30 protein-coding genes are annotated in these 25,981 nt (G+C 71.5%); 22 read left to right on the top strand and 8 right to left on the bottom strand.

Annotated elements, in window-relative coordinates:
* The 11 genes from E2C06_RS04860 (at position 1) to E2C06_RS04810 (ending at position 9,843) form a co-directional block, all read left to right on the top strand.
* Positions 1-1,416, top strand: a complete 1,416-nt coding sequence (locus tag E2C06_RS04860) for a pyruvate dehydrogenase complex dihydrolipoamide acetyltransferase (protein ID WP_133287453.1) — start codon at positions 1-3, stop codon at positions 1,414-1,416.
* A complete protein-coding gene (locus tag E2C06_RS04855; RefSeq protein ID WP_133287452.1) occupies positions 1,416-1,949 on the top strand; it encodes a GNAT family N-acetyltransferase in 534 nt (177 codons plus the stop codon). The genes E2C06_RS04860 and E2C06_RS04855 overlap by 1 nt, the downstream gene beginning before the upstream one ends.
* A gap of 1 nt (position 1,950) precedes the next feature.
* Positions 1,951-3,348: a dihydrolipoyl dehydrogenase gene (gene lpdA, locus E2C06_RS04850; protein ID WP_133287451.1), complete on the top strand. Its 1,398-nt coding sequence runs from the start codon at positions 1,951-1,953 to the stop codon at positions 3,346-3,348.
* A 26-nt stretch (positions 3,349-3,374) separates the two neighbouring features.
* Entirely contained in the window at positions 3,375-4,355 is a 981-nt protein-coding gene (gene lipA / locus E2C06_RS04845; RefSeq protein WP_133287450.1) for a lipoyl synthase, read from the top strand.
* Positions 4,355-4,825: a type II toxin-antitoxin system RatA family toxin gene (locus E2C06_RS04840; RefSeq protein ID WP_133287449.1), complete on the top strand. Its 471-nt coding sequence runs from the start codon at positions 4,355-4,357 to the stop codon at positions 4,823-4,825. The genes lipA and E2C06_RS04840 overlap by 1 nt, the downstream gene beginning before the upstream one ends.
* A 37-nt stretch (positions 4,826-4,862) precedes the next feature.
* On the top strand, positions 4,863-5,183 hold the full coding sequence (locus tag E2C06_RS04835) for a hypothetical protein (protein ID WP_133287448.1): 321 nt from the start codon (positions 4,863-4,865) through the stop codon (positions 5,181-5,183).
* A gap of 83 nt (positions 5,184-5,266) precedes the next feature.
* Positions 5,267-5,893: a glutathione S-transferase family protein gene (locus E2C06_RS04830; RefSeq protein WP_133287447.1), complete on the top strand. Its 627-nt coding sequence runs from the start codon at positions 5,267-5,269 to the stop codon at positions 5,891-5,893.
* A gap of 68 nt (positions 5,894-5,961) precedes the next feature.
* Complete coding sequence (locus E2C06_RS04825) at positions 5,962-7,026, top strand: threonine aldolase family protein (RefSeq protein ID WP_133287446.1); 1,065 nt, start codon at positions 5,962-5,964, stop codon at positions 7,024-7,026.
* A gap of 91 nt (positions 7,027-7,117) precedes the next feature.
* The gene (locus E2C06_RS04820) at positions 7,118-7,510 is read left to right on the top strand and encodes a YraN family protein (protein WP_241671123.1); all 393 of its coding nucleotides are present in this window, start codon (positions 7,118-7,120) and stop codon (positions 7,508-7,510) included.
* A 61-nt stretch (positions 7,511-7,571) separates the two neighbouring features.
* Positions 7,572-8,864: a serine hydrolase domain-containing protein gene (locus E2C06_RS04815; protein WP_133287445.1), complete on the top strand. Its 1,293-nt coding sequence runs from the start codon at positions 7,572-7,574 to the stop codon at positions 8,862-8,864.
* A 1-nt stretch (position 8,865) separates the two neighbouring features.
* A complete protein-coding gene (locus E2C06_RS04810) occupies positions 8,866-9,843 on the top strand; it encodes a tripartite tricarboxylate transporter substrate-binding protein (RefSeq protein WP_133287444.1) in 978 nt (325 codons plus the stop codon).
* On the opposite strand, the gene E2C06_RS04805 is transcribed toward E2C06_RS04810, so the two are convergent.
* Genes E2C06_RS04805 through E2C06_RS04790 form a run of 4 tightly spaced genes read right to left on the bottom strand, consistent with a single transcriptional unit; the run spans position 9,830 to position 13,615 of the window.
* Positions 9,830-10,321 (bottom strand): CinA family protein, encoded by a 492-nt coding sequence (locus E2C06_RS04805; protein ID WP_133287443.1) that lies wholly within the window; start codon positions 10,319-10,321, stop codon positions 9,830-9,832. The two genes, E2C06_RS04810 and E2C06_RS04805, sit on opposite strands and share 14 nt — an antisense overlap.
* Complete coding sequence (locus E2C06_RS39155) at positions 10,321-10,785, bottom strand: phosphatidylglycerophosphatase A family protein (protein ID WP_241671122.1); 465 nt, start codon at positions 10,783-10,785, stop codon at positions 10,321-10,323. Before E2C06_RS39155 ends, E2C06_RS04805 begins: the two co-directional genes overlap by 1 nt.
* Positions 10,782-11,627: an alpha/beta fold hydrolase gene (locus E2C06_RS39150; RefSeq protein WP_133287442.1), complete on the bottom strand. Its 846-nt coding sequence runs from the start codon at positions 11,625-11,627 to the stop codon at positions 10,782-10,784. The genes E2C06_RS39155 and E2C06_RS39150 overlap by 4 nt, the downstream gene beginning before the upstream one ends.
* Positions 11,627-13,615 (bottom strand): lytic transglycosylase domain-containing protein, encoded by a 1,989-nt coding sequence (locus tag E2C06_RS04790; protein WP_133287441.1) that lies wholly within the window; start codon positions 13,613-13,615, stop codon positions 11,627-11,629. The genes E2C06_RS39150 and E2C06_RS04790 overlap by 1 nt, the downstream gene beginning before the upstream one ends.
* A 179-nt stretch (positions 13,616-13,794) precedes the next feature.
* On the opposite strand from E2C06_RS04790, the gene dapA reads away from it, so the two are divergent.
* From dapA to E2C06_RS04760, 6 genes are all read left to right on the top strand, one after another.
* Positions 13,795-14,673, top strand: a complete 879-nt coding sequence (dapA, locus tag E2C06_RS04785; RefSeq protein WP_133287440.1) for a 4-hydroxy-tetrahydrodipicolinate synthase — start codon at positions 13,795-13,797, stop codon at positions 14,671-14,673.
* Between the two features lie 4 nt (positions 14,674-14,677).
* Positions 14,678-15,163, top strand: coding sequence for an SsrA-binding protein SmpB (gene smpB, locus E2C06_RS04780; RefSeq protein WP_133287439.1), 486 nt, complete (start codon positions 14,678-14,680; stop codon positions 15,161-15,163).
* Positions 15,164-15,230: 67 nt separating this feature from the next.
* Entirely contained in the window at positions 15,231-15,905 is a 675-nt protein-coding gene (locus E2C06_RS04775; protein WP_133287438.1) for a sulfite oxidase-like oxidoreductase, read from the top strand.
* Entirely contained in the window at positions 15,898-16,452 is a 555-nt protein-coding gene (locus tag E2C06_RS04770) for a glutathione peroxidase (RefSeq protein WP_133287437.1), read from the top strand. Before E2C06_RS04775 ends, E2C06_RS04770 begins: the two co-directional genes overlap by 8 nt.
* A 55-nt stretch (positions 16,453-16,507) precedes the next feature.
* Entirely contained in the window at positions 16,508-17,308 is an 801-nt protein-coding gene (locus E2C06_RS04765) for a cyclase family protein (RefSeq protein ID WP_133287436.1), read from the top strand.
* Between the two features lie 55 nt (positions 17,309-17,363).
* Positions 17,364-18,116: a sulfite exporter TauE/SafE family protein gene (locus tag E2C06_RS04760; RefSeq protein WP_133287435.1), complete on the top strand. Its 753-nt coding sequence runs from the start codon at positions 17,364-17,366 to the stop codon at positions 18,114-18,116.
* Positions 18,117-18,270: 154 nt separating this feature from the next.
* Here the strand turns inward: E2C06_RS04760 and E2C06_RS04755 are convergent, their stop codons facing one another.
* Positions 18,271-18,891, bottom strand: a complete 621-nt coding sequence (locus tag E2C06_RS04755; RefSeq protein ID WP_133287434.1) for a carboxymuconolactone decarboxylase family protein — start codon at positions 18,889-18,891, stop codon at positions 18,271-18,273.
* 139 nt (positions 18,892-19,030) lie between these two features.
* Here E2C06_RS04755 and E2C06_RS04750 point away from each other — a divergent pair, with 139 nt between their 5' ends.
* Positions 19,031-19,819: a substrate-binding domain-containing protein gene (locus tag E2C06_RS04750; RefSeq protein ID WP_165982218.1), complete on the top strand. Its 789-nt coding sequence runs from the start codon at positions 19,031-19,033 to the stop codon at positions 19,817-19,819.
* A gap of 1 nt (position 19,820) precedes the next feature.
* Here E2C06_RS04750 and E2C06_RS04745 read toward each other — a convergent pair whose 3' ends face one another.
* Positions 19,821-20,423, bottom strand: coding sequence for a LysE family translocator (locus E2C06_RS04745; protein WP_133287433.1), 603 nt, complete (start codon positions 20,421-20,423; stop codon positions 19,821-19,823).
* Positions 20,424-20,442: 19 nt separating this feature from the next.
* Positions 20,443-21,516 carry a branched-chain amino acid aminotransferase gene (locus E2C06_RS04740; protein WP_133287432.1) on the bottom strand — a complete coding sequence of 358 codons (1,074 nt, stop codon included), beginning with the start codon at positions 21,514-21,516 and terminating at the stop codon, positions 20,443-20,445.
* 293 nt (positions 21,517-21,809) lie between these two features.
* Here E2C06_RS04740 and E2C06_RS04735 point away from each other — a divergent pair, with 293 nt between their 5' ends.
* The 3 genes from E2C06_RS04735 to E2C06_RS04725 all read left to right on the top strand — a co-directional run bounded on the left by E2C06_RS04735 (position 21,810) and on the right by E2C06_RS04725 (position 24,655).
* Positions 21,810-22,394 (top strand): MarR family winged helix-turn-helix transcriptional regulator, encoded by a 585-nt coding sequence (locus E2C06_RS04735; protein WP_241671121.1) that lies wholly within the window; start codon positions 21,810-21,812, stop codon positions 22,392-22,394.
* A gap of 127 nt (positions 22,395-22,521) precedes the next feature.
* Positions 22,522-23,235: a response regulator gene (locus E2C06_RS04730; protein ID WP_133287431.1), complete on the top strand. Its 714-nt coding sequence runs from the start codon at positions 22,522-22,524 to the stop codon at positions 23,233-23,235.
* 88 nt (positions 23,236-23,323) lie between these two features.
* Positions 23,324-24,655 carry an ATP-binding protein gene (locus E2C06_RS04725; protein ID WP_133287637.1) on the top strand — a complete coding sequence of 444 codons (1,332 nt, stop codon included), beginning with the start codon at positions 23,324-23,326 and terminating at the stop codon, positions 24,653-24,655.
* Positions 24,656-24,699: 44 nt separating this feature from the next.
* Here the strand turns inward: E2C06_RS04725 and E2C06_RS04720 are convergent, their stop codons facing one another.
* Positions 24,700-25,335: a LabA-like NYN domain-containing protein gene (locus E2C06_RS04720; RefSeq protein ID WP_241671120.1), complete on the bottom strand. Its 636-nt coding sequence runs from the start codon at positions 25,333-25,335 to the stop codon at positions 24,700-24,702.
* A 25-nt stretch (positions 25,336-25,360) separates the two neighbouring features.
* Between E2C06_RS04720 and folK the strand changes: the two genes are divergently transcribed.
* Positions 25,361-25,927, top strand: coding sequence for a 2-amino-4-hydroxy-6-hydroxymethyldihydropteridine diphosphokinase (gene folK, locus E2C06_RS04715; protein WP_133287429.1), 567 nt, complete (start codon positions 25,361-25,363; stop codon positions 25,925-25,927).
* The last annotated feature ends 54 nt before the right edge of the window (positions 25,928-25,981 follow it).

Here is a 25,981-nt window from a genome sequence, read left to right as displayed (position 1 = left end):
ATGGCAACCAACATCCTGATGCCCGCCCTGTCGCCCACCATGACCGAGGGCACGCTGGCGCGCTGGCTGAAGAAGGAAGGCGACGAGGTCAAGGCCGGCGACATCATCGCCGAGATCGAGACCGACAAGGCGACCATGGAAGTGGAAGCCGTCGACGAGGGCGTGCTCGGCAAGATCCTGGTCGGCGACGGCACCCAGGGCGTGAAGGTCAACGACCCGATTGCCGTGCTGGTCGAGGCCGGCGAGGCGGTGCCTTCGGGCGATGGGACCAAGGCACCCGCGCCGCAGGCGGCCCAGACACCCGTGCCGCAGGGCGCGAAGGCGCCGGAGCCGGCGCAGTCGGCCAGCGCCGGCCCGGCGATGGAAGCGGTCCAGGCCGCCGGCGGGAAGGTCGCCGGCGCGGCGGAACAGCCGATCTCCATGCCGACGCCGTCCGCGACCGGCGCGGCACCCGCCCCGGCGCCGAAGGCCAACGGGCATGATGCGGGCGACCGCGTCTTTGCCTCGCCGCTCGCGCGCCGCATGGCGCAGCAATCGGGGCTCGACCTGTCCGGCGTGAAGGGCAGCGGCCCGGCCGGGCGGATCGTCAAGGCGGATATCGAGGCGGCGCTGGCCAAGGGTCCGGCAGCAGCGCCGACGCCGGCGGCAGCCCCGCAGGCTGCGGCCCCCGCTGCTGCCCCGGCGCCCAGGCCGACGGCACCAGCCCCGGCGGTGACCGCACCGCATACCCCGGTGCCGAACAGCACCATCCGCAAGGTGATCGCGCGGCGGCTGGCGGAATCGAAGCAGACCATCCCGCATTTCTACGTGACGATGGATTTCGAGATCGACGCGCTGCTGAAGCTGCGCGCGGACCTCAACGCGAAATCCGCGAAGGAGGGACCGGGCGCCTTCAAGCTCTCGGTCAACGACCTGGTCATCAAGGCAGTGGCGGCGACGCTGCGGCGCTTCCCCAACGTCAATGCCATGTGGACGGATGACGCGATCCTGCAGTTCCACGACGTCGATGTCTCGGTCGCCGTCTCGACGCCCACTGGCCTGATCACGCCCATCATCCGCAAGGCTGACCAGAAGGGCCTGTCGACGATCAGCAACGAGATGAAGGACCTGGCGTCCCGCGCCAAGGCCAACAAGCTGAAGCCGGAGGAATTCCAGGGTGGCGGCTTCAGCATCTCCAACATGGGGATGTATGGGGTGCAGTCCTTCTCGGCGATCATCAACCCGCCCCAGGCCGGCATCCTGGCGGTCGCAGCCGGCGAGAAGCGGCCAGTGGTGAAGAACGGCGAACTCGCCATCGCCACGGTGATGACCTGCACCCTCTCGGTCGACCACCGCGTCATCGACGGCGCGCTGGCGGCCGAGTTCATGCAGGCGCTGAAGGGCGTGATCGAGGACCCGCTGAGCCTGATGCTGTGATGCCCGCGCCCGGTCGTCCGAGCGTCGGCGAGGGCGCATCGCGGTCGCGCGAGCTGCGTCTCCGCGATGCGACGCCGGACGATGCCGGGCTGGTCCTGCATTTCGTCCGCGCGCTGGCGGAGTACGAGAAGCTGCTGCACGAGGTGCGGGCAACGGAGGAGGACTTCCGCCGCCTGCTTTTCGGGGAGCCCCGCCGGGGCGCGGCGCTGATCGCGGAATGGCAGGGCGCGCCGGTCGGCTTCGCCCTATGGTACCACAGCGTCAGCACCTTCGATGGCCGGCCGAAGCTCTATGTCGAGGATGTCTTCGTGAAGCCCGCGGCACGCGGCCGGGGCATCGGCCGGGCGATCTTCGCCGAGCTGGCGCGACGCGCCCTGGCCGAGGAGTGCAGCCGGATGGAGTGGTCCGTGCTCGACTGGAACGCCCCCTCCATCGCCTTCTACCGCTCCATCGGTGCCCTCCCGCGGGAGGGCTGGACCCTGCAACGCCTCAGCGGCGCGGCGCTTGCCGCCCTCGCCGGGCAGGAGACGTAATATGGCCGAGCAAACCTTCGACCTCATCGTCCTCGGCGGTGGCCCCGGCGGCTATGTCGCCGCCATCCGTGCCGCCCAGCTCGGCATGAAGACCGCGGTGGTGGAACGCGAGCACCTGGGCGGGATCTGCCTCAATTGGGGCTGCATTCCGACCAAGGCGCTGCTGCGCTCGAGCGAGATCAACCACCTGCTGCACACGCTGGACGCCTATGGCTTCAGCGCCGACAACATCAAGTTCGACATCGGCAAGATCGTCAAGCGCAGCCGTGCCGTCGCCAAGCAGCTCTCGGACGGCGTCCGCTTTCTCATGAAGAAGAACAAGGTCACGGTCTTCGACGGGGAAGGCAAGCTGGCCGGCAAGGGGAAGATGGCCGTCACCAAGGACGGCAAGCCGGTGGCCGAGCTCGCCGCCAAGCACATCATCCTGGCCACCGGCGCCCGCGCCCGCGTCCTGCCGGGGATCGAGCCGGACGGCAAGCTGATCTGGACCTACCGCGAGGCGATGGTGCCGGACAGCATGCCTAAGCGGCTGATCGTCATCGGCTCCGGCGCCATCGGTGCCGAATTCGCCAGCTTCTATCTCAACCTCGGGGCCGAGGTGACGCTGGTCGAGGTGCTCGACCGCATCCTGCCGGTCGAAGATGCGGAGATCGGCACTTTCGTGCAGAAGGCCTTCGCCAAGCAGGGCATGAAGATCCTGACCGGCGCCAAGATCCAGGGCCTGCGCCGCGGCGCCAACGAGGTCACCGCGGTGATCGAGGCGAACGGCAAGGTGCAGGAGATCACCGCCGACCGCGTCATCTCGGCCGTCGGCATCGTCGGCAATGTCGAGGGCATCGGGATCGAGGGCACCGGCGTGAAGGTCGACCGCACCCATGTGCTGGTCGACGAGCTCTGCCGCACCGGGGAGCCCGGGGTCTATGCCATCGGTGACCTCACCGGCCCGCCCTGGCTGGCGCACAAGGCAAGCCATGAGGGCGTGCTCTGCGTCGAGGCGATCGCGGGCATGCATGTCCACCCCATGGACACGAAGAACATCCCCGGCTGCACCTATTGCCGCCCGCAGGTCGCCAGCGTCGGCCTGACGGAAGCTGCGGCGAAAGCGGCGGGCCATGAGGTCAAGGTCGGCCGCTTCCCCTTCATCGGCAATGGCAAGGCGATCGCCATGGGCGAGCCCGAGGGCATGATCAAGACCGTCTTCGACGCCAAGACCGGCGAATTGCTGGGCGCCCACATGGCCGGGCCCGAGGTGACGGAGATGATCCAGGGCTACACCATTGCCAAGACCATGGAGACGACCGAGACGGAACTGATGGAGACGGTCTTCCCGCATCCGACCGTCTCTGAAGCCATGCATGAGGCGGTGCTTGATGCCTACGGCCGGGTGATCCACATCTAGGGCCGAACGCACCGGGCTGATCTGGAATGTCCACCCGCATCGATATCGACCACCGGGCCAACCTGGCGGCGGAGGAGAGGATCCTCCGCCACCCGGAGAAGGCCCATCGCCCCGACAACCCGATCCAGCGGAAACCCGCCTGGATCCGGGTCAAGGCGCCGAACAGCCCGATCTACCACGAAACCCGCACCCTCATGCGGGACAACAAGCTGACCACGGTCTGCGAGGAAGCCGCCTGCCCGAATATCGGGGAATGCTGGTCGCAGCGCCACGCCACCATGATGATCATGGGCGAGACCTGCACCCGCGCCTGCAGCTTCTGCAACGTGGCGACCGGCCTGCCGAAGGCCCTCGATGCCGACGAGCCGCGCCGGGTCGCCGATGCGGTGGCGAAGCTCGGGCTGCGGCATGTCGTCGTCACGAGCGTCGACCGCGACGATTTGGCCGATGGCGGGGCGGAGCACTTCGCCGAAACCATCCGCGCGATTCGCGCCGCGGCGCGGGGCACCACGATCGAGGTCCTGACCCCCGACTTCCTCCGCAAGGACGGAGCGCTGGAGGTGGTGGTCGCCGCGCGCCCGGACGTCTTCAACCACAACCTGGAGACTGTCCCTAAACTCTATCCGACCATCCGTCCCGGCGCCCGCTACTATCACTCGCTACGATTGCTGGACCGGGTGAAGCAGCTCGACCCCACGATCTTCACTAAGTCCGGTGTCATGGTTGGCCTCGGTGAGGCGCGCATCGAGGTGCTGCAGGTCATGGACGACCTGCGCTCGGCCGAGGTCGATTTTCTGACCATCGGCCAGTACCTGCAGCCGACGGTGAAGCATGCCGCGGTGGACCGCTTCGTCACCCCCGAGGAGTTCGAGGATTATGCCCGCATGGCCCGCGGCAAGGGGTTCCTGCTGGTCTCGGCGACGCCGCTGACCCGCAGCAGCTATCACGCCGACCGCGACTTCGCCGCCCTGCGGGATGCGCGTGCCGCCAGGCTTGCCGCCGCCTGATGCCGACGCATGCCGAGAGGAAGGTCCTCCGCTACACGCCGGAGCAGCTCTTCGACATGGTGGCCGACGTACGCCGCTACCCCGAATTCCTGCCCTGGTGCGTCGGCGCCCGGGTGATATCCCGCAAGGAAGACGAGCTGATCGCCGACCTGACCATCGGCTTCAAGATGTTCCGGGAAACCTTCCGCAGCTCGGTCACCCTGGAGCGGCCGCACCACGTGCATGTGCGATACCTGACCGGTCCCTTCCGCTACCTGAACAACCACTGGCGCTTCCACCCGCATGCGCATGGCACCGAGGTCGAGTTCTTCGTCGACTTCGAGTTCAAGTCGCGCCTGCTGCAGGCCGTCATCGGCACCGTCTTCAACGAGGCCGTGCGGCTGATGGTCCGGTCCTTCGAGCGGCGGGCCATGCAGCTCTACGGCCGCCCGGCGGCCCCACCCGGAGCGGCACCGGCCCCCCAGGCCTGAACCCTTCCTTTACCGCTTGCGGTCGAGATTGACCGGCATGCGCTCGCGTGTCCGGCTGCTTTTCCTCATCCTCCTCCTCGGCTCCGCCACGCAGCAGGGCTGGCTGCAGGCGGTGCTCGGCTTCATCACAGACCATCTTGGCGGTCCCGGCGCCACCGCGCAGCCACTGCCGCAGGTCGACCTTGTGGGACTGTTCCGTCGGCTGGGACAGGCCGCCGCCGGCCTGCCAGATCCCTGGTACGACTTGGCGGTGGTGGCCGGCGGGATCATCGGCCTGGTTCTTGCCGGCGCAGCCATCGAGGCACTGGTCGGGGTCATCGCGCGGCTGGGCAACCGGCGGCGCGGCGCCTCGGTCTGACTCCGCCGGCCATCAGCCGCGCTGATCGGCCCATCACGGCTTTGCGTTTGCCCGCGGAGCCCCCGCCGTTCCAGGCTCGCCGCATGGGATACATCCTTTATGGGGACCGGCGCTCCGGTTCCGCGATGATCGAGCTGGCCTTGGCCGAGATCGGCGCCGAGGTCGAGCTGCGCCCGGTATCCATCGATGGGGACGCCCAACTGGCGGCGGAATACCGCCGCATCAACCCAATGGCCCGATTGCCGACCCTGATCCTGCCCGACGGCACGGTGGTGACCGAGAGCACCGCGATCCTGCTGACCCTGGAAGCCCGGCACCCCGAGGCCGGGCTGCTGCCGCCGGGTGACGATCCCGACCGTGCCAAGTCCCTGCGCTGGATGATGCTGGCCGCGAGCGAGCTCTATCCCTGCGTCACGCGCTACGACTACCCCGATCGCTTCGGGGCCGAGCCTGCCTCGATCCGTGACCGGGCGGTGGAGATGTCGCGCGAGATCTGGCGGCTGATCGAGGCCGGCGCCGCGCCTGGCCCCTTCGTGCTGGGCGACCGGCTCTCGCTCGCCGACCTCACCCTGGCGGTGCTGTCCCGCTGGATGGGCAACGAGGACTGGATGCCCGATCACCTCCCGCGCATCCAGGCCCTGGCACGCGCCGTCGCCACCCGGCCTCGCCTGGCCGCCGCCTGGGCGCGGCATTTCGAGGTGCCGCGCTGAACGCGGCGGCCGGGTTGCCCGGCGCCGCCTTCCGTCGCAGCTTGGCGCCGATCTCAGGAAAGCCCGCCATGGTCCATGCCCCGCCCCGCCCGCCCGCCGGCGCGCCGCGCACCCGCATCAACCTCTACTCCGACACCCAGACCCGCCCGACCCCGGCGATGAAGGAGGCCATGATGCGCGCCGAGGTCGGCGACGAGCAGCATGGCGATGACCCGACCGTCCACGCCCTCTGCGACCGCATGGCCGCGCTGATGGGCAAGGAGGCGGCGATGTTCCTGCCCTCCGGCACCATGTGCAACGTCGTCGCCATCCTCACCCATTGCCAGAAGGGCGACGAGGTGGTGGCGCACGAGACGGCGCATATCCTGACCTCGGAGGGCGGCACCCATGCCGCGCTGACCGGCGCGCAGATCATGGGGCTGAAAGGCCCGCGCGGGATGTTCTCCGCAGACGACCTCCGCGCCGCGATCCGCCCGCGCACCCGCTACACCCCGCCGCAGCGCCTGCTGGAGGTGGAGCAGACCGCCAATATCGGCGGCGGCGCGGTCTGGCCGCTGGCGCAGCTCAACGCGGTCGCCGGGATCGCGCACGAGCAGGGCTGGGCGACGCATATGGACGGCGCCCGGCTGATGAATGCCTGCGTCGCTGCCGGCATCGCGCCGAAGGACATGGTCGCCGGCTACGACAGCGTCTGGTTGGATTTCACCAAGGGCCTCGGCGCGCCGCTCGGCGCGGTGCTGTGCGGAAGCAGCGAGTTCATCGGCGCCGCCTGGCGCTGGAAGCAGCGGCTGGGCGGCTCGATGCGCCAGGCCGGGCTCTCGGCCGCCGGCTGCCTCCACGCGCTCGACCACCATGTCGACCGGCTGGCCGAGGACCATGCCAATGCCAAGGCGCTGGCCCGCGGCCTGGCGCAGATTCCCGGCGTGGTGGTGGAGGAACCCGACACCAACCTGGTCTTCTTCGACGTCAAGGGCGCCGGCATCGACGTGGCGACGCTGCAGCAGAGGCTCATCATGCAGGGCGTCGCGGTCAGCGGGCTCGGCGGGCGGGTGCGGGCCTGCACGCATCTCGACGTCACCGCGCCGATGATCGAGGAAGCCGTTGGGCTCATCCGCGAGGCGCTCGCGGCGTGACCACCCGGCGGGCAGAGGAATGCTCTTCCCCGAAGCCCCCTCTCACCTTTTTCTCGAAATCGGCAGTCGTGGCGCGGCACACTCCGGCTCCATGACGACACCAATGGATGTCGCGCGGCAGCAACGCGGTGTCCGCGCCGATCGTACTGGCCGCGGCGCGGAGGATGCCGCCGCAGCGGCCCTCGCCGCGTACGGCTGGACCGTGCTGGCCCGCCGCGCGCGCACCCCGGCGGGCGAGCTCGACCTCGTCGCCGAGCGCGAGGGACTGCTCGCCTTCGTCGAGGTGAAGGCGCGGCCGAGCCTGACCGAGGCTGCCCATGCGCTCGGCCCGCGCCAGCGCGCCCGCCTCGTCGCCGCCGCCGAATGTTGGCTGGCGGAGAATCCCGGCCACGGCACCGCCGGCATGCGCTTCGACGTGCTGCTGGTCGCCGCCGACGGCACGGTGCGCCGCATCACCGATGCCTTCCGCCTCGGCGATGCTTGACCCCCAGGGGGGCGGGCATGAAGCTTCGTGCCAACAACCACGTCCAGGGACGACGCCGCTCATGCTCGAACGCCGTGCCGCTTTCGCCGCGGCCGCGGGGCTCGCCACCGCCTCGCTCATCCGCCCCGCCGCTGCTGCAACCGATTCCGGCCCGCTCGCCCGCGCCACCCGGCCGGAGGATGCCGGCCTATCGCGCGACCGGCTCGGCCGCGTCACGGCTTGGTTGCAGTCGGAGGTCGATGCCGGCCGCATCCCCGGCGCCGTCGTCGCCATCGGCCGCGGCGGCAAGCTGGCCCTGCATGAGCCGGTCGGCTTCCGCGACCGCGAAGCCCGCGCGCCGATGCCGGCCGACGCGATCTTCCGCATCGCCTCGATGACCAAGCCCTTCGCCTCGCTGGCGCTGATGATGCTGGCCGAGGAAGGCAAGGTGATGCTCTGGCATCCCGTCAGCCGCTACCTGCCGGAGTTCAAGGGCCAGAAGGTCGGGCTCGAGGGTGCGCCGGTCGAGCGAGAGGCGACCCTGCAGGACCTGCTGCGGCACACCGCCGGCCTGACCTATGGCGCGCTGCCCGGCCCCGGCCCGGCGCCGCATCCCGTGCAGTCGGCCTATGTCGCCGCCAAGGTCGCCGACCGCAGCCTGACCTCGGCCGAGTTCACCGCCCGGCTCGCCGCCCAGCCGCTGATGTTCCAGCCCGGCACCACCTGGGAATACAGCCACGCCACCGATGTGGTCGGCCGCATCGTCGAGGTGGTCGCTGGCCAGGACCTCGACGCCTTCATCCGCGCCCGCATCTCCGCCCCGCTCGGCCTGGCGGATACCGGCTTCTGGGCGCCGCCCGAGGCCGCGAACCGCGTTGCCCGCGCCCAGGTCGACCCGGTCACCAATGCCCGGCAGGCGATCCCCGATGCGCTGGAGAAGCCGCGCATGTTCTCCGGCGGCGGCGGCATGGTCTCGACCGCCATGGACTATGCCCGCTTCTGCCAGATGCTGCTGAACGGCGGCCGGCTGGGTGAGGCACAGCTGGCCTCACGCAGCACCATCCAGCTCATGTCCGCCAACCACCTGCCTGAGGGTACCCAATACGGCCCCGGCCTGCTGGTGCGTTTCGGCGGCCTCGCCCCGGCGCCGGTCACCGGCTACGGCTTCGGGCTCGGCTTCGCGGTGCGCACGGCGCAGGGCCGCAGCCCGGTGCCGGGCAATGTCGGCGACTACTTCTGGGGCGGCGCCTATGGCACCTATTTCTGGATCGACCCGAAGGAGGAGCTCTACGCGGTGCTGATGCTGCAGGGGCCTTCCGACCGCATCCAGTACCGCTATGCCATGCGGCAGCTGGTCTACCAGGCGCTGACCTGACATGGCGCTGGCGCGCCGGCTGCTGCTCACGGCGCTGGCCGCGCCCGCCGTCGCGCGGGCCCAAGGGATGGGGCAGGGATGGGCGCCGGACCGCAGCATCACCCTGCTGCACGGCTTCGGCGCCGGCGGCGCGGCGGACACCATCTGCCGGATCCTGGCGCCGCCGCTGGCCGAGGCGCTCGGCCGGCCGGTGGTGGTCGAGCCGCGTCCCGGCGCCGGCGGCAACATCGCCTCCGCCGCCCTGGCCCGTGCGCCGGCCGATGGCCATACCCTCGGCCTGCTGACCGGCAGCCACGGCGTCGCGGCCGCCTTCGGCAAGGCCACGGGCTTCGACCCGGTGGACAGCTTCGCCTGGATCAGCGTCGCGCTGCGCTACGCCTTCGTGCTGGTGGCGCGCGCCGATGGACCCTACCGCGACCTCCGCGCCCTGGTCGCCGCGGCGAAGGCGAGGCCGGGCGCGGTGCAATACGGCACGCTCGGCCCGGGATCGTCGCACCACCTGACCGGGGAGCTGTTCAGCGCCGCCGCGGGGATCGAGATGGGCCAGGTACCCTATCGCAGCGATGTCGCCGGGATCACCGCCGTGCTGGGCGGCGAGCTGCCGCTCATGGTCAGCACCTCGGTCGGCGCCATGGGCCTGCTGCAGGACCCGAAGCTGCGCGGCCTGGGGGTGACCGCCGACCGGCGCAGCGGCCGCTTCCCGGCGATCCCGACCGTGGCCGCATCCGGCTTTCCCGACTTCCGCAGCTATACATGGGCCGGCCTCGCCGCCCCGGCCGCGACGCCCGCGCCGGTCATCGCCGCGGTCCATGCCGCGCTGCTGCGCAGCCTGGCCCAGCCCGCGGTGCGGACGAAGCTCGAGGAGCTGACCGATGGCGAGGTCGACCCCAGCGCCCCGACCGCGACCCGCGCCCTGGTCGTCGAGGAGATCGCGGCCTGGCGCGGCCTGATCACGGCGCGCGGTCTCAGCGCGGAGTGAGCAGCCCGCGCACCAGCGCGAAGACCTCGGCGACCGTGGCCGCACGCACGGCGGTGCGGTCGCCGGGGAAGACCCGGCGCAGCGCCCGCGTCTCGCCCGGTACGGCCACGGCCATGTGCACCAGCCCCACCGGCTTGCCCGGCATCGCGCCGCCCGGCCCGGCGATCCCGGTGCAGCTCACAGCGACACCGGCACCGCTGCGGGCCAGCGCGCCTTCCGCCATCCGCCGCGCCACCGCATCGCTGACCGCGCCATACCCCTCGATCATCCCCCAGGGGATGCCGAGCAGGTCGCGCTTCGCCTCGTTCGAATAGGTGACGAAGCCATGCGTGACGACGGCCGAGCTGCCGGCGATGGCGGTGAGCGCCGCGGCGATCAGCCCGCCGGTGCAGCTCTCGGCGGTGGCCAGGGTCATCCCGCGCGATTGCAGCAGCGCCAGCAGGTCGCGCGCCTCGTCCAATGTGGCTTGCGGCAGCATCAGAGCAGTCCTTCCGGCAGGGTGGCGCGGGCGAGCAGGACCAGCGCCGCGGCCAGGGCGCCGGCGATGATGTCGTCCAGCATCACGCCGCGCGCGCCGTGCTGCCGGTCGGCCCAGCCGACCGGGCCGGGCTTGGTGATGTCGAAGATGCGGAACAGCAGGAAGGCCAGCAGCAAGCCAAAGCCTCCGGCGCCCGCGGGCAAGGCGGCGAGGGCCAGCAATTGCCCGGCGCCCTCGTCCACCACCACCCAGGACGGGTCGGCGGTGGTGTCGTCGCCCAGCAGCCGCCACGTCGCCCAAAGACCGGCCGCGGTCAGCAGCAGCGCCAGGCCGAGGCAGGCCAGCGGGCCCAGCAGCACCGCCGGCAGCACCGCCGCCGAGCCCCAGCTGCCAGGCGCCGGCCGCAACCGGCCGATGCCGCCGAGCGTGGCGACCGCATAGGCCAGGTCCTGGCCGGGACTCACGGCATCCGGGCCAGCCAGCGGCCGATCGCCGCCAGCGCCGCGGGCTCGCCGAGGCCGGGCGCATGGCCGATGCCGGGCAGCGAGCAGAGCGCCAGCTCCGGCCGCGCCGCGCGCATCGCCTGGACCGTCCGGGCCGAGAGCACCGAGCTCTCCTGCCCCCAGACCAGCAGGCTCGGGACCGGCGGAATGGCGCGGAAGAAGGGCCAGAGGTCGGGCGCGGCACCGCCGTCCTTCGGCAGGATATCGACAATGCGGATGTCCCAGCGCGGGTGCCATCGCCCATCCTCGCCGCGCTTGTAGGTGCGGTCCGCCACCTCGGGCCAGCCGGCCTCGGTGATGCCGAGCGGCGGCAGCCGGGCCTTGAGGAAGGCCACGGCCTCCTCCAGCGAGCCGAAGCCCGTGTCGCGGCCGATGATCTCGCCGATGGCATCGAGCCCGCCCTGCTGCAGCACCGGGCCGGTGTCGTTCAGCGCCAGCCCGGCCAGCACGCCGGGCCGCATGGTGCCGAGCGCCATGCCGAGGATGCCGCCGAAGCTGGTGCCGAGCAGCGCAACGCGGTGCAGGCCGAGCGCCGCCATCGCGTCCAGCACGTCGCCCACCGCGAGCTGCGGCGCATAGCGGCCGGGGGAGGCGGCACGCCCGCTCTCGCCATGCCCGGCATAGTCCAGCGCCACGATGCGTCGCGTCCCGGCGAAATGCTCGGCGACATGGACGAAGTCGAGCCCGGAGCGGGAGATGCCGGAGAGGCAGAGCAGCGGCGTGGCATGCGCCGGCCCCGCCCAGTCCAGCGCGGCCAGGCGCAGCCCGTCCCGGGCGCTGACCACGCGGCGGCGGGGTTCCATCAGGCCGGCGCCCGCAGCCACTGCGTCATCGGGTGTTCCAGCCCCACGGACCGCGCGTCGAGCGCGCGGTAGATCGCCATGTTCTCGATGACCCGCTGGACGTAGTTGCGGGTCTCGCCGAAGGGGATCTGCTCCATCCAGTCGAGCATGGCGACGCCGCCGGCGCGCGGGTCGCCATAGGTGCCGAGCCATTCGTCCACCCGGCCCGGCCCGGCATTGTAGCCGGCGATGGCGAAGGGGAGGGTACCGCCGAAGCGGACCAGCAGCTGGTCCAGATAGGCGGCGCCGAGGCGCATGTTGTGCGGCGGGTCGGTGGTCAGCATCCCCACCTGATGCCGCAGCCCGAGCCGCTTGGCCACACCGGTCGCGGTCGTGGGCAGCAGCTGCATGAGCCCGCGGGCATTGGCGGAGGAGACCGCCTCGGGGTCGAAATTGCTTTCCTGCCGGGTGATGCCGAAGACCAGGGCCGGCTCCGGCCCCTCGGCCGGGGCAGGATAGGGGGCGGGCCAGCCCTCGGCGAGCGCCATCAATCCGCCGGCACCGGCGCGGCGGACGACCCAGACGGCATGGTCGGGCCGGCCTATGCGCTGGGCCAGCCGGGCGGCCAGCACCTTCTCCGCCGGGTCGGCGGAGAGCTCCTCCAGCCGCAGCAGGAAGGGGCGGGCGCGGCGGCTCTCGCCAAGGTCGGCCATGGCCAGCACCAGCTGGGCCGGCTCGCGCGCCGCGAAGGCCTCGGCCTGGGCGGCGGAGGGCTGCGGCGCCGGGGCGCGGGCGATGCGGGCGGAGAGGGCCGCGCCGTCCTCGCCCAGCGTCACCGCGGCGAGCTGGCCATAGAAGGCGAGGGGAAAGTCGGCCGCGGCCCTGTAGCGCTCCCGAGCCCGGCCGCCGGCGCCCTGCGCCTCCGCCGCGCGACCCTGCCAGTAGAGGCTGCGCGCGCGGGTGATGACGCTGCGGCTGTTCTCGCCGAGCCGGGCGAAGTGGCGCTCGGCGGCAGGGGCATCGCGCAGGAAGCGGAGCGCGATGAAGCCGGCGAGGAATTCGGCGTCCTGCCGCGCTTCCCCGGGCGCCGTAATCCCATGGCCGGCGGCGACGCCGTAGGCGGCGCGAGGGTCGCCGAGGCGGAGCAGCTTACGGGCGAGGACCTGCCGCTCCGCCCAGGCGGCGCGGGCGGAATCCGGAGCGGGGAAGGGGATCAGCCGCGCACCGGCGGCAAAGGCCCCGGCGGCCTCCTGGTCCTGCTCGCGCCGGCGCAGCCAGCGGGCGCGCTCGAGCGTCAGCCCGGCATCGGCCGGCGCCGCGGCGGCGATCCCGGGGGCGTCGGCATCCGGCCGGTCGGCGGCATAGGCGAGGCGCGCGGCGGCATTGCCCTGCCGGGCCGGGTCCAGGTAGGGCATCGCCCGCGCCGCCGCGGCGGTGTCGCGGGCCAGGGCCAAGCGGTCGAAGCGGCGTTCGTGCTCGGCCGGGGTCAGGCTGGCGGCGTTGCGGGTGAGGTAGGCGGCCTCGGCTACCGGATCGGGCGGCGCCTCGGCCCAGCCGGTGCGGAGGACCCTGGTCGCCTCGGCGGCTCGGCCGGCCCGGGCGAGGGTATCCGCCAGGCGCTGGTAGCCGTCCAGGCTGCGCGGCGCCCGGGCGGCGAACCACTGGGTGGCCAGGTCGTCGTCGGGGTCGAAGGCCAAGGCTTCCTCGACCCGGCGGCCGAGCATGTCCTGGCCGGGCCAATCGGGGTTGCCGAGGGCGAAGCCGATCAGCTCCGCCGCGCCGGCGGCCTGGCCACGCTGCTGCAGGCGCAGCCAGGTGACGTATTTGCGGATCAGCGGGTCGGCGGACTGCGCCGCCGCCTCGGCCTCCGCCCAGCGCTGGGCCTGAGCCAGGGCCATGGCCTGGCGGCCGGCGAGGCGTGCGGCCTCGGCGCCCGCCAGGGCGGCCGGCTGGGCGACGGCCGTGGCAGGGACGAGCAGGGGCAGGGCGAGCAGGGAGCGGCGGCGCATGGGTGCTTATTAGGGCAAAAACGGTGCCGGTGTGTGACCGATCCGCGCGTCCGGGTCGCCGCCGCCCTTGCCCCTGGAACCCCCGATGACTAGGTTCTCCGCCCCGGCTACGCCTGCCATGCCGGGACACGTGCGCCCGGCCACGATGGGCAGAGCCGGCCCTTCCGGAGGAAAGCCAGATGTTCAAGGGATCGATGGTCGCGTTGATCACGCCGATGCGTGCCGACGGGTCCCTGGACGAGAAGGCCTTCTCTGAATTCGTCGAGTGGCAGATCGCCGAGGGGACGGAAGGCCTGATCCCGGTCGGCACCACCGGCGAGAGCCCGACGCTGAGCCACGACGAGCACAAGCGGGTCGTCGAGATCTGCGTCGAGACCGCACGCGGCCGCGTGCCCGTCATCGCCGGCGCCGGCAGCAACAGTACCGCCGAGGCGATCGACTTTGCCCGGCATGCCAAGAAGGCCGGTGCGGACGCGACGCTTGTGGTGACGCCCTACTACAACAAGCCGACCCAGGAAGGCCTGTTCCTGCACTACACCGCCATCGCCGATGCGGCGGACCTGCCGCTCTTTATCTACAACATCCCCGGGCGCAGCGTGATCGACATGTCGGTCGAGACCATGGCGCGGCTGGCGAAGCACCGGAACATCGTCGGCGTGAAGGACTCGACCGGCAACCTGGCCCGGCCGCTGCACACCAAGCGCGCCTGCGGCGCGGACTTCATCCAGTTGTCGGGCGAGGACCATCTGGCGGTGTCCTTCAGCGCGTCTGGCGGACATGGCTGCATCAGCGTGACCGCGAACGTCGCGCCGCGCCTTTGCGCCGAGATGCACCAAGCCTGGCGCGCCGGGCGGATCGGCGAGGCGATGGCGATCCAGGACCGGTTGGTGCCGCTGCACGACGCGATGTTCTGCGAAACCTCGCCCGGCCCGGTGAAGTACGCCGCCAGCCTGCTTGGCAAGACCGCCGACCATTGCCGCCTGCCGATGGCCCCGGTCGCCGCCGCGACCAAGGCGCGGGTGCGCGAGGCGATGATCTCCGTCGGACTCCTGAACTGACCTCATGGCCGAGCCCAAGAAGAAGACCCTGATCTCGCACGGCATCGCCTCGCAGAACCGCCGGGCGCGCTACGACTACACCATCGGCGAGACGATGGAGGCCGGCCTGGTGCTGGTGGGGCCGGAGGTGAAGTCGCTCCGCGCCGGCCGCGCCACCCTGTCCGAGGCCTGGGCGGGCGAGCGTGACGGCGCGCTTTACCTGTTCGGCTGCACCATCCCGGAATGGCAGGCCGGCAGCACGGTGGCGAAGTTCGAGCCGGGCAGGCCGCGCAAGCTGCTGCTGCACAAGAAGCAGGTGAACGAGCTGATCGGCGCCATCGCCCGGGACGGCGCCACCATCGTGCCGCTGCAGATCCATTTCAACGACAAGGGCATCGCCAAGGTGGTGCTCGGCGTCTCCGAGGGCCGCAAGAAGCACGACAAGCGCAATGCCATTGCCGAGCGCGACTGGGCGCGCGACAAGGCGCGGCTGATGCGGAACCGGGGGTAGGTCCGCTCGAGCCTCCCCCTTGCATCCGCCGCCGTGATCGGCACGTAAGGAGATGCAGGAGAGCGCGATGGCAGAGGAAGACGAGACCGTCCCCGTGACCGGCAGGATCCGGGACAAGCTGGTCGAGACCAAGCAGGCCTGGGCCCGCGACGGCCGCCTGCTGACCGGGACGCAGCTCGATCCCAGCCGCGACCGCCTTCCCCCTGGCCAGACACTCGTGAAGGACTGGCCGGTGCTCGACCTCGGCGTGCAGCCCGATGTCTCGCCGGACAAGTGGCGTCTGCGGGTCGAGGGGCTGGTCCAGGCCCCGGTCCGCCTGACCCTGCCGGAATTCATGGCCCTGCCGCAGACCGAATTGGTCAACGACATCCACTGCGTCACCCAGTGGTCGCGCTACAACAACCACTGGCAGGGCGTTCGGGCGAAGGACCTGATCGCCATGGCGCGGCCGAAGGAGGAGGCGCGCTTCGTCTCCTTCACTTCCTATGACGGCTACACCACCAACGTGCCGCTGTCCGAGTTCGTGGCGGACGAGGTCCTGCTGGCGCATTCCTGGGAAGGCGCGCCGCTCACCCGCCAGCATGGTGGCCCGGTGCGCGTGGTGCTGCCGCGCCTCTATTTCTGGAAGAGCCCGAAATGGGTCACCCGGATCGAGTTGCTGCGGGACGACCGGCCCGGCTTCTGGGAGGTCCGCGGCTACCACAACAACGGCGACCCCTGGGCGGAGGAGCGGTATGGTTGAGCTGACCAGACGTGCGGCGGTCCTCTTCGGGGGCGCGCTGATGGCGGGCGGCGCGAGCGCGGCCTCGGCCAGCCTGTATGACTTCCGCATGGAGGCGATCGAGGGCGGGCCGCTCGCGCTCTCGGACTATCGCGGCAAGGCGGTGCTGGTGGTGAACACCGCCAGCTTCTGCGGCTATACGCCGCAATATGCCGGGCTGCAGAGGCTGCACGAGACCTACGGCCCGCGCGGCCTGGTGGTGCTCGGCGTGCCCTCGCAGGACTTCAACCAGGAATCCTTCGACAACAAGAAGATCAAGGATTTCTGCGAGACCAACTACAACGTCGAATTCCCGATGACGACGGTTTCCCACGTCCGCGGCGCGCAGGCGGCGCCGGTCTTTGCCTTCCTGGCGGAGCGCGGCGGCGGTCCGCCGCGCTGGAACTTCCACAAGTACCTGGTGGCGCGGGACGGCCGCACGGTGCGCGGCTTCGCCACTCAGACCGGACCGGACTCGCGCGAACTGGTCCAGGCGATCGAGGCCGTGCTGGCGAAGCCTGCGGCGTAGAACTAGGGCCGCCGCATGGTCTAGCCTCCCCGCGCAGATCGGGGAGGGGAAGGCCATGTGCGATGCCTGCATCATGCGGACAGTGGCGGCGAAGCTCGGCCGCCGGGGAGTCCTGGCAGCGGTCGCCGCGGCGGCCGCCGCTCCGGCCATGGCCCAGCCGGTGCGGACCGCCGGCATATCACGCGTGGTCGACCTGACGCATGCGCTCTCGCCCTCCTTCCCGACTTTCGGCGGCAGCCCGGCGATCGAGATGGAGCAGGTCAACGTCCTGGCCAAGGACGGCTACAACATGCATCGGCTATCCTATGTCGAGCATGTCGGGACGCATTTCGACGCGCCGCTGCATTTCAGCGCGGGCGGTGCCCCGGTCGATGCCATTCCCGTCGCGCAGCTGGTCTGCCCGCTGGTGGTGCTGGATGTCCGCGCCAAGGCCGCGGCCGAGCCGGACTACCAGGTGACGCCCGAGGACATCGCGGCGCATGAGGCGTCGCATGGCCGCATCCCGCAGGGCGCCTGCCTCGCGCTGAATGCAGGCTGGGACGCGCATGTGGGCACGCCCCGCTTCCGCAACGCCGATGCCGGGGGCAAGCTCCGCTTCCCCGGCTTCCGGCCCGATGTGGCGCCGCTGCTGCTCGGCCGCGGCGCGGCGGGCGTGGCGGTGGACACGCTCTCGCTCGACCATGGCAGCTCGCCCGACTTCGCCTTCCATGTCGCTTGGCTGGGGGCGGGGAAATGGGGTCTCGAATGCGCCGCCAATCTCGGCCAACTGCCGGCCACCGGGGCGACGATCGTCGCCGGCGCGCCGAAGATCGCCGGCGGCACCGGCGGCCCGGGCCGGGCGATCGCGCTCGCCTGACGCTTCGGGCCGGGGCGTATCGTGCGGCCGGCGGCGGGGCTAGCCTGCCGGCCGCATGATCTCCTTCGACCTGGCCGAAACGGCCCTCGTCCTCGGCGCCTTCACGGTGGCCGGCTTCGTCAAGGGCGTGGCCGGCTTCGGCCTGCCGACGGTGACCCTCGGCCTGCTCGCGCTCACCCGCCCGCTGCCTGAGGCCATGGCGCTGATGCTGGTGCCGACCCTGGCGACCAATGTCTGGCAGTCGCTGGTCGGGCCGGCGCTGGTCCCGGCGCTGCGGCGGCTCTGGCCCTTCCTGGCCGCCGCCGTGCTCGGGACGCTGGCCGGCGCCGGCATCCTGGCGCGGTCGGATGCGGTGCTGCTCTCGGGCCTGCTCGGGCTGTTGCTGATCGCCTCCGCCGCGCTGGCGCTTGCCGGCCGGCCGATGCCGACGCCGAGCCGGGAGCAGGAACGCTGGCTGTCGCCCCTGATCGGCGGAACGGCCGGGCTGCTGACCGGCATGACCGGCAGCTTCCTGATGCCGGCCGCGCCGTATCTGGCCGCGCTGAAGCTGCCGCCGCAGCATTTCGTCCAGGGCTTCGGCGTCGGTGCCTTGCTGGCAACACTGGCGCTCGGGATCGGCATGGCCGGGGCCGGGCTGCTGCCGCCGGATCTCGGCCTCGCCTCGCTGGTCGGGGTGGCGCCGGCCTTCCTCGGCATGGCGGTCGGCACGCGGGTGCGGCGCGCCATGCCGGATGCGCGGTTCCGCACGGTGATCCAGGCGGCGCTCGGGCTGGTGGGGCTTTGGCTGGCGTTCCGGGCCTTCGGCTGACGCTGGGCAATAAGACGGCAAAGTCGGGGAAGGAAAAGCATTTCCTCCCCGAACCCCACCCTTCCTTTGTGTGAACCGGGTATTGCTGCGCGGCGGCTGCCGACTCACAGAAATAGATGAGGGGTCTAGGAAGAATACTTTCTCCCCGGCCTTCCTACTTCTTCAACTCCGGCAACGGCGGCGCCACCCCCGGCGGAAGGCCGACCTGCGCCACGTTCAGCGTCATCGACACCGTCACGTAGTAGCCGCTGACCGCGATCAGATCGACCACGCCCTGCTCGCCGAAGCGCTGCCTCGCCGCGGCATAGGTGGCGTCGGAGACCACGTGGTTGCGGTGCAGCTCGGTGCAGAATTGCCAGACCAGGGCGGTGTCGGCATCCATCCCTTCGGGCTTGCGGCCCTGCGCCAGCTCGGCGGCGACCTGTGGCGGCAACCCGGCCTTCATCGCCAGCGGATGATGCGCGTACCACTCGTATTGCGAAGTCCATTCGCGCGCCGTGATCAGGATGGCGAACTCGTTCAGCGCCGGCGGTATCGAGCTCTTGTAGCGGACCTTGGCACCGACATTCTGCAACGCGTCCGCGATCTCCGGGCTGCGCAGCCAGGCATTGAAGGGGCCGGACATCCGGCCGCGCGGGCCGGCCATGATCGCCTCGGCCACCTTGCGCTGCTCCGGCGTCATCTGGTCCAGCTTGAGTTCCGGAAAGCGCTCCTGCGCCGCCGCCGCGCCCGCCAGGCCGCAGGCCAGCGCCGCCGCCAGCATGATGTGCCGCATGGACCTTCTCCCTCGCCGTTTTCCCTGGCCGCAGCTTGCGCCGCCGGCCCGCGGCGCGGCAACGGCCGGGGCTTGCCCCTGGCGCGCCATGGGGGCCGAATGGCGGCAACCGAGACCCCCCGGGGAAGGAACCCAAGCCATGCTGCCCATCCGCCGCGCCCTGCTGGGCGCCATCGCCGCCCTGCCGCTGCTCGCCTGCACCGCCTTCGCCGCTGAGATCAAGGTGATGAGCTCGGGCGGCTTCCACAGCGCGCTCGACGCGCTGGCGCCGGAATTCGAAAAGGCGACCGGCCACAAGGTCACCAAGATCTACGGCGCCTCGATGGGCGCCGTGCCGACCGCGGTGCCGAACCGCCTGGCGCGGGGCGAGGCCGCCGACATGGTCATCATCGCCGGCGAGGCGATCGACAAGCTGATCGAGGAAGGCAGGCTGCAGAAGGGCAGCCGCACCGACCTGGTCTTCTCCCGCATCGGCGTCGTGGTGAAGGCCGGCGCGCCGCAGCCCGACGTCTCGACCCCGGCGGCGGTCAAGGCGATGCTGCTGGCGGCGCCCTCGGTCGCCTATTCCGACAGCGCCAGCGGCGTCTACATCTCGTCGCGCTTCTTCCAGGGGCTCGGCATCACCGATCAGATGGCGGGGAAGGCCTTCAAGGTGCCGAGCACCAGGCGGGTGGCCGAGGTGGTCGCCGCCGGGGAGGCGGCGGTCGGCTTCCAGCAGATCAGCGAGATCCTCGGCATCCCCGGCGCCACGCTGGTCGGCCCGCTGCCGGAGGCGATCCAGCTGGTGACCTCCTTCTCCGCCGGCATCCCGGTCGGCGCCGAGCAGCCGGAGGTGGCGAAGGCCTTCGTCGCCTTCCTGACCGCGCCGGCGGCATGGCCGACCATCCGCAGCATGGGGCTGGACCCGGCGGGGGAGCCGAAGCGCTAGGCTATCCCAGCAGCACCGGCACCAGGGAGGCCACCAGCAGCCCCGCCATGACCCGGTTGAACCAGCGCAGCGCCGCCGGGTCGCGCAGCAGCCGGGCGGTGCCTGCGCCGAGCGCCGCCCAGCCCAGCAGGCTGCCGCAGGCGGCAATGGCGAAGAGCGCGGCGAGCGCGACGGCCTCGCCCAGCAACCCGCCCTCGCCGCCGGTATAGGTGGCGATGGCGCCGGCGGCGATGATCCAGGCCTTGGGGTTCACCCACTGGAACAGCGCCGCCTGCATCGCCGTCATCGGCCTGCCCGGCGCGGCACCCGGCGCGGGTGGCGCGGCGGTGGCGATGCCCCAGGCCAGCCAGACCATCCAGGCGGCGCCGACCCAGCGCAGCGCCGCCATCAGCCCGGGCGCACCGCGCAGCAGCTCCGCCGCGCCCAGCGCCACCAGCATCAGCATGACGGGAAAGCCGACCGAGACGCCGAGCACCTGCGGCAGGCTGCGCCGCAGGCCGAAATTCGCCGCAGTCGCGGCGACCAGCGCGTTGTTCGGCCCGGGCGTCGCCGACATCGCCAGGGCGAAGCCGGCGGCCGAGGCGAACCAGGCGGTGCCCTGCATGGCGCCGCCCCGGCCCCTATCAGACCGGCTCCACGACGCTGGTCCAGCCATGCGCGTCGTTGGTGCGGCCGTACTGGATGCCGACGATGCTGTCGTAGAGCTTCCGGGTCAGCTCGCCGGTCTCGCCGCCGTTGATCGTCACGTCCTCGCCCTTGTAGCCAAGGGTGCCGACCGGGGAGACCACGGCGGCGGTGCCGGTGCCCCACATCTCGCGCAGCGTGCCGTCGCGGCCGGCCTGCATCACCTCGTCGATGGTGATGGGACGCTCGCTGATCCGGAGGCCCCAGTCCTGCATCAAGGTCATCGCGCTGTTGCGGGTGACGCCGTCGAGGATGGTGCCGGCGAGCGGCGGGGTGATCACCTCGTCGCCGATGCGGACCATGATGTTCATGGTGCCGACCTCGTCCAGGTACCTGCGGTGCACGCCGTCCAGATACAGCACCTGGGTATAGCCGGCTGCCGCGGCGTCGCGCTGGCCGGCCAGGCTGGCGGCGTAGTTGGCGGCGGTCTTGGCCTCGCCCGTGCCACCCTTCACCGCCCGGACATGGCTGTCGGAGGCCAGGATCCGCACCGGCTTCACGCCTTCGGAGTAGTAGCTGCCGACCGGCGAGAGGATGAGGAAGTACAGGTAGCTGTGCGCCGGATGCACGCCGAGGAAGACGTCGGTGGCGATGATGGTCGGGCGGAGATAGAGCGAGGTGCCCGGCATGTGCGGCACCCAGGCATGGTCGACGCCGATCAGCGCGTCGAAGCTCTGGCGGATGATGTCGACGGGCAGTTCCGGCATGCACATGATGCCGGCCGAGCGGTTGAAGCGCTCCGCATGGCGGTCGGGGCGGAACAGCCGGACCTTGCCGTCGTCGCCGCGGAAGGCCTTCAGCCCGTCGAAGATCGCCTGGCCGTAGTGCAGCACGGAGGTCGCGGGGTCGAGGCTGAGCGGCCCGTAGGGCACGATGCGCGGGGAGTGCCAGCCCTTTCCCTCGTCGTAGTCCATGAGGAACATGTGGTCGGTCAGCACCTTGCCGAAGGAAAGCGTCTCGTCGGCCGGCTTCGGCTTCGGTGTCTTGGTGCGGGTGGTCGGGAAATCGCCCATGGTTCGGGTCCTTCTGGCTGCCGTGCTGCTGGCCCTATGGGGCCTTGAAAGGTGTCGCGGGAGAAGCTTTCAGCGCTGGCGGATAGCGGCCGTGCCGGCCGGGGCCGCCGTGGGCCGGGGCCGCGACTCGGCCTCCCTGGCCGAGGAGCCGATCGGGTTGCTGTAAGGAACCATCGCCATGGCTGCGTTCTCCGCAATATCGTTGCTTGCCGCCGGGGCAAACTAGACCCAATCGGAAAAATGTGTCAATGTTGCTGACCAAACAGGAGGCCAGACGGCACAGCATGTCAGCCATGCCTGAACCAACGGACCAGAAAGCCGACGCGAAGGCCGAGCAGCCGGTGGGTGCCCCGGTCGGCGCCGGCCGCAACCTGCTCTTCCTGCGGGAGGAGGAGCTGCGCCTGGCGCAGGACCTGCTCTTCTTCGGCTACCGCGACTTCACCGCCGGGGCGGACGAGATCCTGGCCGAGCTCGGCATGGGCCGGGCGCATCACCGGGTGCTGCACTTCGTCGGCCGCCGGCCGGGGATCACCGTCGGCGACCTGCTCGGCATCCTCGGCATCACCAAGCAGTCGCTCGCCCGCGTGCTGACCCCGCTGATGGAGGAGGACTATGTCGTCCAGGCGACCGGCCGCAACGACCGCCGGCAGCGCCTGCTCTCGCTCACCCCGAAGGGCGAGGCGCTGGAGCGGCGGTTGTTCGAGCGGCAGCGCGAATGGGTCATGCGGGCCTATCGTGAGGCCGGGCCGATCGCGGTCGAGGGCTTCCGCCGCGTCATGCGCGGGCTGATGGGGCCGGAGGCGCGGGCACAGCTCGAGCGGCTGGAGCAGCCCTCGCCAACGCGGCGCGGCGCCACATCTCTCGCCCGCACCGGCTGATCCCGGGCGCCGCCTTTGGCTCGCCCTGGCCCGGCCGGCCGTGCAAGCCTGCCAGCCGATGGCTAGGATGGAGTCGCGGGGCGGCGCCGCCCCGCAGTGCGCGACCTGGGGGAGGAATACGCTGGACATGCCGGCCGAGCTTGCCACCGACAACGCCCATCTGCTGGTGGTGGACGACGACGCTAGGCTGCGCGCGCTGCTGCAGCGTTACTTGGCGGAGCAGGGCTTCCGCGTGACCAGCGCCGCCGATGCCGCCGCGGCCCGCGGCGCCCTGGCGGCCATGGCCTTCGACCTGGTGGTGCTGGACGTGATGATGCCGGGCGAGACGGGGCTCGAGCTGGTCGAATCGCTGCGGCGCGACGGCAACGACGTGCCCGTGCTGATGCTGACCGCGCGCGGCGGTCCCGACGACCGCGTGGCCGGCTTCGAGATGGGCGCCGACGACTACCTGGCCAAGCCCTTCGACCCGCGTGAGCTGGCGCTGCGTATCCGCACCATCCTGCGCCGCACCGCGCCGCCGCCGTCCACCCTGCTGCCGCAGGCGCCGGTCCAGCTCGGCATGCGCTGGTTCGATGCCGAGCGGTCGGAGTTGCGCGGCCCCGACGGCACCATCCGCCTGACCGGCGGGGAGGCGGCGCTGCTGGCCGCCCTGGCCCGCCGCCCGGGCGAGGTGCTGAGCCGCGAGGACATCGCTGCCGCCCTCGGCACGCCGGAGGCCGGGGAGCGCGCCGTCGACGTGCAGGTCACCCGGCTGCGCCGCAAGATCGAGCCGGACCCGCGCGAGCCGCGCTTCCTGCACACCGTCCGCCACCGCGGCTACGTGCTGCGGCCTGGGCCTTGACCCGGACCTCGATCCGGACCCCGACGGGCGCCGGGCCGTGACCCTGCCGGCGCCCGGCGCCAAGCCGGTCTCCCGCGCGCTGCGGGCCATGCTGCCGCGCGGGCTGCTGGCGCGCTCCGTGCTGATCATCCTCGTCCCGATGCTGATCCTGCAGGCGGTGGCGCTGCAGCTTTTCTATGGCGCGCATCTCGACGTCATCTCCCGCCGGCTGGCGGGGGGCGTCGCCGGCGACGTGGCGATGCTGGTCGAGCTGGTGCGGCGGGAGGATCCGGAGAACCGCGCCTGGATCTTCCGCGAGGCTGCCTGGCGACTCGACCTCGCCCTGGCCTACGAGGAAGCCGCCCGCATCCAGTTCGTCGCCCGCCCCGCCAGCCTGCCTCTGCTGCCGCTGGAGGAGGACCTGAACAACGCGTTGCGGGAGCGCGTGCGGCTGCCCTTCGACACCGATTGGCAGAGCGACCCGCGCAGCATCATCATCCGGGTGCAGCTGCCGGACGGCGTGCTGCATGTGGAGGCGCCGCGCAAGCGGCTCTTCACCTCGACCCTCTATCTCTTCGTCATCTGGCTGGTGGGCTCGGCGCTGATCCTCTCGGGCGTCGCCATCCTGTTCATGAAGAACCAGGTGCGCGCGATCCGGCGGCTCGCCGGGGCGGCGGAAGCCTTTGGGCTGGGGCGCGATGTCGGGCCGATGAAGCCGGAAGGCGCCAGCGAGGTCCGCCAGGCCGCCGCCGCCTTCAACCGCATGCAGGAGCGCATCCGCCGCTTCGTTGGCCAGCGGACCGAGATGCTGGCCGGCATCAGCCACGACCTGCGCACCCCGCTGACCCGGATGCGCCTCGCGCTGGCCATGCTGCCGCGCGATGCCGAGACGGAGGAGGACCTGGCGGCGCTGAACCAGGATGTCGAGGAGATGGAGCGCATGACCGCCGCCTACCTCACCTTTGCCCGCGGGGAGGGGGTGGAGCAGTCGCGCCCGGCCGACCTGGTGGAACTGGTGAAGGACGTCGCGGCGAATGCACGCCGGACCGGCGCGCAGGTGGCGGTTACGGCGCCCGAGGCGCTGGCCATGCCGCTGCGGGCGGATGCGGTGCGGCGCTGCCTTGGCAACCTGGTCGACAACGCGCGCCGGCATGCCCAGCGCATCGCGGTGGAGGTGCGGACGGTGCCGCGGACCGGGCTCGGCGGCCCGGGAGGGGAGCAGAAGTCGCTCTGGGCGGAGGTGACGGTGGACGACAACGGGCCGGGCATCCCGGCGACCGAGCGGGAGGAGGCCTTCCGGCCCTTCCACAGCGGCTCGCCGGACGGAACCGGCCTGGGGCTGGCAATCGCCCGCGACATCGTCCGCGCGCATGGCGGCGAGATCATGCTGGAGGAAAGTCCGCTGGGCGGGCTGCGGGCGCGGGTGCGGCTGCCGGTCTAGGCCGCAGGCGGCTCACCGCGGCCGGCGAGGCGCCGCCGCCGGCCTCATTCCGGCAGGTCGGGCGTCTCGCGGAAGGGATCCGCCGGCGTCGCGCGCACCGGGGCGCCGGTGCGGGCGGCCGGGGCCATCGGCGTTCGGCTGCGCGGTTCCACCTGGCGACGGGTGATGTGCTCGGCGAGATCCGCGAGGTCGATGAAGGCATCCGCCTGGCGGCGCAGGTCGTCGGCGATCATCGCCGGCTGGGTGCGGATGGTGGAGATCACCGTCACCCGCACGCCGCGGCGCTGCACCGATTCGACCAGCCGGCGCAGGTCGCCGTCGCCGGAGAAGATCACCACATGGTCGAGCGAGGGGGTGAGGTCGAGGACGTCGACCGCCATCTCGATGTCGACGCTGCCCTTGACCCGGCGCCGCCCGGTGGCGTCGGTGAATTCCTTGGCCGGCTTGGTGACCACGGAATACCCGTTGTAGCCGAGCCAGTCGACCAGCGGCCGGAGCGGCGAGTACTCCTCGGTCTCGAGCAGCGCGGTATAGTAGTAGGCGCGCACGAGGTAGGAGCGCTGCCGGAAATGCGCCAGCAGGTTCTTGTAGTCCACGTCGAATCCCAGGGTCCGGGAGGCGGCGTAGAGGTTCGCTCCGTCGATGAAGACGGCGATTCGTTCGATACGCTCGGACTGCAAGCTGCGCGCTCTCGAAATGTGATGCATGCCGGGAAGGCACCTTTCCATACTAGGCCGGGAATATATATTTGTAAGAGAGAAATCTGTGATCCTTATCGCGTTAGGGGCGAATTTGCCCGCGGGGGCCGGACAGCCCCCGTTGCAGACCTGCCGAACGGCGGCCGCAGCCCTGGATTCCCTGCCCGGGCTGCGACTGCGGGCCCTCTCGAATTGGTACCGCACCGTCTCGGTTCCACCCCTGCCCGGTGCCCCGCTCTACGTCAACGGGGTGGCGCGGCTGGACGGGGCGGCGGGCGATCCGGCCCTTCTGCTGGCGGCCCTCCATGCCATCGAGCACCGTGCCGGGCGGCAACGGCCCTATCCCAATGCGCCGAGGGTGCTCGACCTCGACCTGATCGACCTCGACGGGCTCTGCCGCGCGGCGCCTGATCCGGTGCTGCCGCATCCGCGGGCGCATCTGCGACGCTTCGTGCTGCAGCCTATGCTGGACGTCGCCCCCGGCTGGGTGCATCCGGTGTTCGGATGTGGCCCAGCGGCGCTGCTCGCAGCCCTCCCGCATGACCAAGCACCGCCAGAACCCATTCGGGGTTGAGATGGGGTCGCCCGGGGCAGCCGGCTAGGGGCTTCCCGCTTGCATCCGCCGGCC

It is taken from the genome of Dankookia rubra, from assembly GCF_004355005.1.
Classification (GTDB): domain Bacteria; phylum Pseudomonadota; class Alphaproteobacteria; order Acetobacterales; family Acetobacteraceae; genus Paracraurococcus; species Paracraurococcus ruber_A.
The sequence above is the reverse complement of the archived record's forward strand: the minus strand, read 5'-3'. Positions and strand labels throughout refer to the sequence as shown.